This is a genomic window from Pseudomonas sp. C 49-2, assembly GCF_003970195.1.
GTDB classification, from domain to species: Bacteria; Pseudomonadota; Gammaproteobacteria; order Pseudomonadales; family Pseudomonadaceae; genus Aquipseudomonas; species Aquipseudomonas canadensis.
On sequence record NZ_RXYG01000004.1, the window covers coordinates 485,003 to 492,593 of the forward strand.

Annotated in this window: 7 protein-coding genes and 1 pseudogene; 7 read left to right on the plus strand and 1 reads right to left on the minus strand. The window is 62.4% G+C overall.

Going from position 1 to position 7,591, the window contains the following annotated elements; translation table 11 throughout:
* The 6 genes from EJ576_RS11110 to EJ576_RS11135 all read left to right on the plus strand — a co-directional run bounded on the left by EJ576_RS11110 (position 1) and on the right by EJ576_RS11135 (position 5,186).
* The gene (locus EJ576_RS11110; protein ID WP_126570358.1) at positions 1–999 is read left to right on the plus strand and encodes an acyl-CoA dehydrogenase; all 999 of its coding nucleotides are present in this window, start codon (positions 1–3) and stop codon (positions 997–999) included.
* The gene (locus tag EJ576_RS11115; RefSeq protein ID WP_028616297.1) at positions 996–1,754 is read left to right on the plus strand and encodes a PIG-L deacetylase family protein; all 759 of its coding nucleotides are present in this window, start codon (positions 996–998) and stop codon (positions 1,752–1,754) included. The genes EJ576_RS11110 and EJ576_RS11115 overlap by 4 nt, the downstream gene beginning before the upstream one ends.
* The gene (locus tag EJ576_RS11120) at positions 1,751–2,350 is read left to right on the plus strand and encodes an SAM-dependent methyltransferase (RefSeq protein ID WP_122727260.1); all 600 of its coding nucleotides are present in this window, start codon (positions 1,751–1,753) and stop codon (positions 2,348–2,350) included. Before EJ576_RS11115 ends, EJ576_RS11120 begins: the two co-directional genes overlap by 4 nt.
* The gene (locus tag EJ576_RS11125) at positions 2,347–3,006 is read left to right on the plus strand and encodes a glycosyltransferase family 2 protein (RefSeq protein ID WP_122727262.1); all 660 of its coding nucleotides are present in this window, start codon (positions 2,347–2,349) and stop codon (positions 3,004–3,006) included. Before EJ576_RS11120 ends, EJ576_RS11125 begins: the two co-directional genes overlap by 4 nt.
* 179 nt (positions 3,007–3,185) lie before the next feature.
* Positions 3,186–3,947, plus strand: a complete 762-nt coding sequence (locus EJ576_RS11130) for a PIG-L deacetylase family protein (protein WP_122727263.1) — start codon at positions 3,186–3,188, stop codon at positions 3,945–3,947.
* Positions 3,948–4,151: 204 nt separating this feature from the next.
* Entirely contained in the window at positions 4,152–5,186 is a 1,035-nt protein-coding gene (locus EJ576_RS11135; protein WP_126570359.1) for an alpha/beta fold hydrolase, read from the plus strand.
* On the opposite strand, the pseudogene EJ576_RS11140 reads toward EJ576_RS11135, so the two are convergent.
* A pseudogene (locus EJ576_RS11140) lies at positions 5,164–5,445 on the minus strand (amino acid transporter); the annotation flags it as partial. The gene EJ576_RS11135 and the pseudogene EJ576_RS11140 overlap by 23 nt on opposite strands.
* Positions 5,446–6,908: 1,463 nt before the next feature.
* Here EJ576_RS11140 and tssI point away from each other — a divergent pair.
* Positions 6,909–7,591 (plus strand): type VI secretion system tip protein TssI/VgrG (gene tssI, locus EJ576_RS11145; RefSeq protein ID WP_126570360.1); only part of this gene is annotated, 683 nt, incomplete at its 3' end.

A 7,591-nucleotide genomic window follows, 5' to 3' on the forward strand; every position in this document is an offset into this window, starting at 1 on the left:
ATGGCACTGCATGGATTCCTTCAAGGCTACCGGGGCTATGCGGACACGCAAGCCCTGGGCGCGGCCCTGAAGGCGCTTCAGGAGGAAGGCCTGGACCAGCTGCCCTTACCGGGCAGCGGTCAGACACTGGAACGGTTCAGCCGCTTGGCACAGGTGGCTGCCCATGACCTGCGCTTGTGCAAGCTGTTCGAGGGCCACACCGACGCGTTGGCAATCATTGCCGAACTCAATAGCCCCTTACCCCCCTTGGGCAGCATTTGGGGCATGTGGGCAGCTGAGCCACCCACCGCCAAGGTGCGCGTTTTCAAAGATGGCCATCGCCTGAAGGTACAAGGGCGTAAAGCCTGGTGTTCCGGCGCGGCGGTGGTCAGCCATGGCTTGCTGACGGCCTGGGACGAAGAAGACCGCCAGCAGTTGGTGGCGGTGCCTATGGATCAACCCGGTATCGTCGTGACGGACGAAGGTTGGAACGCCGTGGGCATGGCCGCCACCGGCAGTGTGGAAATAGTGTTCGACGAGGCCTGGGGGCTGGCCGTGGGCGGACCGGGTGATTACCTCGCGCGACCCGGTTTCTGGCAAGGCGGCATTGGCATTGCCGCCTGCTGGTACGGCGCGGCCCAACGCCTGGCAGAAGTCTTGCGTGAGCAGTGCAGCAAACGCCCCGAGCCCCACGCCCTCGCCCACCTCGGGGCGGTCGACAGCGCACTGAACAGCGCCGCTTGTGTACTGCGCGCCAGCGCGGAACAGGTCGACCGCGAACCCAAGGCCAATGGCAGGTTGCTGGCGCAACAGACTCGGGCCTGTATCGAGGACACCGTCGAACAAGTGATTCACCACGTCGGACGCGCTGTGGGTGCGGGGCCGTACTGCAAGGATCCGCATTTCGCCCAGTTGATGGCGGACTTGCCGGTGTATGTACGCCAGAGTCACGCCGAGCGCGACTTGGCCGGCCTTGGCGAGTTGGTCGCCGGCGAACCCACAGGGAGGTGGCAGTTATGAAACCCAATCCAATCGTTGGCCAAGGCACGCCGCTGCATCGCTGGCAGGCATCGCCAAAGATGGCCGAGCTGCCGCCGATCAGCGTTGCGCAATTGGTTCCCGAAGGCCACCGGGCGGTGATCATCGCCCCCCATCCGGATGATGAAGTGCTGGGTTGTGGTGGCTTGATGCAGGGGCTCGCGGCACTTGGCCGTCCGATCCAACTGATTTCGGTGACCGATGGCAGCGCCAGTCATCCCGGCTCGCGGCGTTGGCCAGTCGAGCGCTTGAGCGTCGTGCGCCCCCAGGAATCGGCCCAGGCGCTGCATCGTCTCGGCTTGCCGCTGCACAGCCTGAAATGGCTGCGTGCGGGGTTTACCGACAGTAAGGTGGCGGCGCGGGAGGATGAACTCGCGGCGTTTATCCAGCGTTACCTCAAACCCACCGACGTCGTATTCACCACCTGGCGCGAAGACGGTCATTGCGACCATGAAGCCGTCGGCCGTGCCAGCGCCAAGGCCTCCCTTGCGGTCGGCGCAACCCTGTATGAACTGCCGGTGTGGACCTGGCACTGGGCAACGCCCGAGGATGACCAGGTGCCTTGGTACCGCGCCCGCAAGATTCCATTGACCTGTGAAGCGGTAGCCCGCAAACGCCACGCCATCCATGCCTTCGCCAGCCAGTTGGAGGGTGATCCGCAGATCGGCCTGGCGCCCGTGCTGGCGCCCTATGTGGTGGAGCGCCTCTTGCAGCCCTTTGAAGTGGTATTCGTATGAGTGTGGCCACACCGTATTTCGACCAATTGTTCGCCAATAACGACGACCCCTGGGCCTTTCGCCAACGCTGGTACGAACGGCGCAAACGCGCGTTGACCCTGGCGGTGCTCACCCGGCCACGTTATGCCTCGGTGTTCGAGCCCGGTTGCGCCAATGGCGAACTCAGCTTCGAACTCGCGCCCCGCTGTGACCGCCTGCTGTGTTGCGACACGGCCTCGGCCGCCGTCGCCCTGGCACGCAGTCGCTTGCTGGGCTTTGCGCATGCCCAGGTGCAGCAAAGTCGATTGCCCGAACAGTGGCCCGCGGGCCAGTTCGAGCTGATCGTATTTAGCGAATTGTGTTATTACCTCGACGCCGATGACCTGAGCGAGCTGGTAGATCGTGCTCGCGTTTCGCTGACCGACAACGGCCAAGTGCTGGCCTGTCACTGGCGCCCCGCCATCGAAGGTTGCCCACAAACTGCCGAGCAGGTGCACACCCTGCTCCATCAGCGTTTAGACATGCCTCACGTCTGCAGCCACCACGAACACGACTTCCTACTCGACTTGTGGAGCCGTGACGGCACTTCGGTCGCCACCCTAGAGGGCTTGCGATGATCGGCATTCTGATCCCGGTACATAATGAAGAGGCCTTGCTGGCGGACTGCCTGAGCGCGGCATTGATCGCGGCCAGCCATCCAGGTTTACTGGGTGAGGAAGTGACTGTATTGGTTGTACTCGACAGTTGCAGCGATGACAGCGCCGTGATTGCCCAGGCCTACCCAGTGCAATGCCTGGAAGTCCAGGCGCGCAACGTGGGACACGTACGTGGCGTGGGCGCGCGGCATCTGCTCAACCAGGGTGCACGTTGGATCTCCTGCACCGACGCCGACAGCCGCGTGGCGCCTGATTGGCTGGTGGCCCAATTGGCGCTGGGAGCCGATGCTGTGTGTGGCACGGTCACCGTGGACGCCTGGGGTGAAGGTTTCGACTCTGCAGCGCAGATTCGCTATAACCAGGCTTACGAGGCGCGGGACGGCCATCGGCACATCCACGGTGCCAACCTGGGTGTAAGCGCTGGCGCTTATGTCCGCGCCGGTGGCTTCGAACCCCTGCCGTGCCATGAGGATGTGCAATTGGTGCGTAACCTGGAGTTGTGCGGCGCCTCCATCGCCTGGAGCCATACCCCGCAGGTGATCACCAGTGCGCGCCTGGACGCCCGCGCCCAGGGTGGTTTCGGTGATTACTTGAAGACCCTGATGCACGCTACTTGAAAAAAACGACATTACAAAATGTAAAACCGACAGATCCTTGTCTATGCTGATGACGCCTTGCTGGCGTTCCAAGGGTGGAGTGCCATGCAACCACTGCGGCGGAGCCTGTAGTGGATAGAAGAGTGTCGTCCCGTCAACGGACCACGACCCAGCATCAATCGACAAGGATGTGACACCCCATGAAGCTTGCTTCCTTAAGCGACGGCCGTCGCGGCCCCGAGCAAATCTGGAACAGCGCCCCGCAGTTGGCGCAAATCCCTCCTATCTCCCCGTCCTCATTGGTGCCACCCGGCGCGCGTGTGGTCATCATCGCCCCCCATCCCGGTGACGAAGTACTGGCCTGTGGCGGCCTGCTGCAATTGCTCAGTACATTGGAGCATCCATTGCAACTCATCTCGATCACCGATGGCAGCGCCAGCCACCCAGGGTCCGACGTCTGGCCCGCCAGCCGCCTGAGCGTGGTACGGCCCCAGGAAAGTGTCGAGGCCCTACGCCGCCTGGGCATGCCCTTGCACAGCCTGAAGTGGATTCGCGGCGGCTTCTGTGACGACGCCCTCGCCGGCCGTGAGGCGCAACTGAGCCAATTCATCGCGCGCTACTTGCAACCGGGCGATGTCGTGTTCAGCACTTGGCGCAACGACGGCAATGACGACCACGACACCGTCGGCCGCGCCAGCGCCAACGCCTGCAGCCTGGTGAGCGCGCGTCTGTATGAACTGCCGATCTGGGCCTGGCACTGGCCCGCTCGGGAAGGCGCAATCATCCCCTGGCAACGTGCACGCAAGGTGCGCCTGGACACGTGGACCGTCGCACGCAAGCTCCATGCAGCCCATGCCTATGCCAGCCAGTTGGCTGGCGACCCGCAGATCGGCCTGGCACCGATGCTGGCCCAGGTGCTGCTGGAGAGAATGCGTGAACCCTATGAGATCGTGCTGTCTTAGCCGCCGATTCGTCCTACCTGGCAGCGGCTGCCGAAGGGGTGACTTGGGGCTTCTCAATTCAACGTCTGCAAGGTTTGTATCGCAGTGTGTACAGAGCTCACTGCGATACACAGCCTTTAACTCAACGGGTTTCCTGAAACAGGCCAGATACAGCCCGGCGTTCAACTGAGCACCCGGCACACATCCAGCCGCAGGAGGCTCGCCATGCACACTCAGTTGACTCGCCGTTTCAACCGCCAATCCCTTTTCCTGGCCGTGGCCTTGTCGCAATTCGGCATTCTGGGCATGGCCCGAGCCGAAATGCCCGAGGCGCCTACCCGCGCCGTCGCCAGCCCACAAACCGCCTTCGGTGCCCTCAAGCACGTCAAGGCCGGCCTGCTGGACGTGGCCTACGCTGAAGTTGGCCCGGCCACCGGCCCAGTGGTAATCCTGCTGCATGGCTGGCCCTACGACATCGACAGTTACGCCCAGGTCGCACCGCTGCTGGCGGCCAAGGGTTATCGCGTGCTGATCCCCTATGCCCGGGGTTATGGCGGTACGCGTTTCCTCTCGGACAACACCCTGCGCAACGGCCAACCGGCTGCCCTGGCCAGTGACGTGATCGACTTCATGGACGCGCTGAAGATCAAGCAAGCCGTACTCGGTGGCTACGACTGGGGCGCACGCTCGGCCGACATCGTTTCGGCGCTGTGGCCGGAACGGGTCAAGGCGCTGGTGTCGGTCAGTGGTTACCTGATCGGCAACCAGGCGGCGGGCAAGAACCCTTTGCCGCCTAAAGCTGAACTGCAATGGTGGTATCAGTTCTACTTCGCCACCGAGCGCGGTGCAGCCGGCTACCAGAAAAACACCCACGATTTCGCCAAGCTGATCTGGCAACTGGCTTCGCCGCAATGGAAGTTCGATGACGCCACCTTTGACCGCAGCGCCAAGGGCCTGGAGAACCCGGATCACGTCGCGATCACCGTGTTCAACTACCGCTGGCGCCTGGGCCTGGTCCAAGGTGAGACGAAGTACGATCCGCTGGAGCAAAAACTCGCCCAGGCGCCCTCGATTGGCGTGCCGACCATCACCCTCGAAGGCGATGCCAACGGTGCCCCGCATCCGCAGCCCGAGGACTACGCCAAACGTTTTACCGGCAAGTATGAGTTCCGCCTGATCAACGGCGGCGTGGGCCACAACCTGCCTCAGGAAGCGCCCGAAGCGTTTGCCAAGGCGGTCATTGATGCGGATCACTTGTGACCGAATGCGGCGCCTTGATCCAATGGCCCCCCTTAAAGCGTGAAAACTGATAAGCAACCCCCAGCCAGATAAACCAGGCCGGCATCACGCACAGCGCCAAGCGTGTATCCGGCCGCAACGCCAACAGGCCCAGCACAAACGCGAGAAACCCCAGGGAAAACCAGGCCATCGGCACACCGCCGGGCATTTTGTAGAGGGATTTGGCGTGCAGGTCCGGACGCTTCTTGCAGTAGGCGATGTAGGACGCCAGGATCGTCGACACGTGGATTTTTCCGAACAGACCGGGCTTGGCATCCAGAAATCCGTCAAGCACAAAAGCGGTATTGGCGTGGTGTTGGGCAGTTAGTTCGGTGCCTCAGCGCAGGCGCTGTACGAGGCCACATAAACGGCTCATTGAACACGCGAGCTCGGCATCTCACCACGCCCCGTGTCACCCGTTGCCGCCTTGGCATACCGGCGCCTGGCCTTGGAGTGAGCATTGGTGATTTTGGCCATATACGCACACTCCGGGCACCAATGCCCGGCCCTGATAGTGGCGAACGGCGCATGCCAACTGTGTCCACGGTGGCACACCCAATGGAGCTTGGTGCTGTTGTTGACGTACGTGGCAGAAAGACACTGCCCACCACGCGCTTTGGCCGCGACCAGCATATCCTCCAAACGCAGCCGCTTGGCGTCATACGCGCATTTCAGGCACCAGCCTCCGCGTAAAATTCTTCTACCCGGCGCCGTCCACTCGTGCCCCTTGGCACAGCGCATCCGGTAATAGGCGCGCCCGCCCTCATAGTAGTCGCTCAAGCACACCCCACCCCGCTCGGTGGCCCTGCGCCGCAGCTGCGCCAAACCGTCTTGGCTTCGATAGCCGACCACCTTGCGCAACCGGGCACATTCCGGGCACCAGGTGCGCCGGATGACCTCATTGCCTTTCGTCTCCCAGACATGTCCCTGGGCACAGCGAAAGGCGTAAGACTCAGATCCCCCCAGGTACTCCGAAGCAAGGCAAGTGCCGCCATGAGCGGCCGCTGTGGCCTGCAACTTCAGCAAACCATCGTGTCGACGCGACCGCACCGAATGCTCACTACGCCTGCACGAAGGGCAACTGGCGTTTCCGAGCACACGCGCTCCAGATCGCACCCATTCATGCCCCTGCGCACAACGAAAGCGATGTTGTGCCGTAACCCCCAACCAGCGTGGCTCCTGGCACGTCACCCCAGCCGAAGCCGCCAAAGTAAACAACCGCGCATCCTGATCCTGCTCCACGCACTGTCGGCATCCGCCTGACCGGCTTTGGGTGATGGTGGTGAACGCTCTGGAGAACACATGGTTGCGCGGGCATTGAAAACGGTACTGCGCCTGCGTGCCACGCCACTCACGATCAAGACAAATCAACCCCAGGCGCATCACTGCCCTGCGCAAAGGCGCTGAGCGGTCCAGCAAAGGGTTGCTCCCCTGGTGATCAAGCTCCCCGGTGACGACTTCCACAGCATGTCCTCCTCGTTGACGTCGGATCTTTTTCCATCCTCAGACGAAACGTCCTCGCCGCGCCAGCGATAAGCACCTGATTGGGAAGCGCCCTTCATCAAGCAGCGACTTTTCCTATTTAAACAGGCCACCACCTGAAGACATGATTCAGATAGGACCTACATCAACTTATCGATATAGATGCCCATGCCACCCCGTCACCCCAACCGACGGGCTCGCTGGATTTGCAGGAAGCACGTCATGGCCGCTCAATCAGACCTTCGCTTCACCTTTGAACCGCTGCGGGGCGATCCCTTCGAAGTGGTCTCGTTCACCCTCGAAGAAGGCCTCTCGCAGCCCTTCAAACTTGAGCTGGAGCTGGTCAGCCATCACCCGGCCATCGACTTCTACCGCATGCTCGACCTCGCCGCCGTGTTCACCATTTGGCGCGATGACACTCCAGTGCGCTACGTCCACGGGTTGGTCAGCCTGTTCCAACAGGGCGACACCGGCTTTCGCCGCACCCGCTACACCGCTGTGGTCGAGCCGACCCTGAAGCGTTTCGATCTACGCTCCAACTGGCGCATCTTCCAGGCCCAGACCGTGCCCGAGATCATCACCAGCGTGCTGGCCGAACAAAAGCTCACCGACATCCGCAACGAAATCTGTTTCGAGCACCAACCGCGCGAATACTGCGTGCAAGCCGGTGAAACCGACCTCGATTTCATCGCCCGCCTCGCCGCCGAAGAGGGCCTGCTCTACACCTTCGAACACCGCGCCGACGGCCACACCCTCGTCCTCACCGACCGCGTCGGCGGCCTGGGCACCATAGGCACCCACACCGATTGCCCGGTGATCTACCAGCCCATGAGTGGCGGCGACGCCCTGGAACCGGCATTGAACCGGTTCCACTACACCGAGCAAGTGCGCACCGCCGTGCAGGT

Bases quoted from the DNA above. Each gene is read 5' to 3' on its own strand.
- EJ576_RS11110 (WP_126570358.1), top strand. From the start codon at position 1: ATGGCACTGCATGGATTCCTTCAAGGCTACCGGGGCTATGCGGACACG.
- EJ576_RS11115 (WP_028616297.1), top strand. From the start codon at position 996: ATGAAACCCAATCCAATCGTTGGCCAAGGCACGCCGCTGCATCGCTGG.
- EJ576_RS11120 (WP_122727260.1), top strand. From the start codon at position 1,751: ATGAGTGTGGCCACACCGTATTTCGACCAATTGTTCGCCAATAACGAC.
- EJ576_RS11125 (WP_122727262.1), top strand. From the start codon at position 2,347: ATGATCGGCATTCTGATCCCGGTACATAATGAAGAGGCCTTGCTGGCG.
- EJ576_RS11130 (WP_122727263.1), top strand. From the start codon at position 3,186: ATGAAGCTTGCTTCCTTAAGCGACGGCCGTCGCGGCCCCGAGCAAATC.
- EJ576_RS11135 (WP_126570359.1), top strand. From the start codon at position 4,152: ATGCACACTCAGTTGACTCGCCGTTTCAACCGCCAATCCCTTTTCCTG.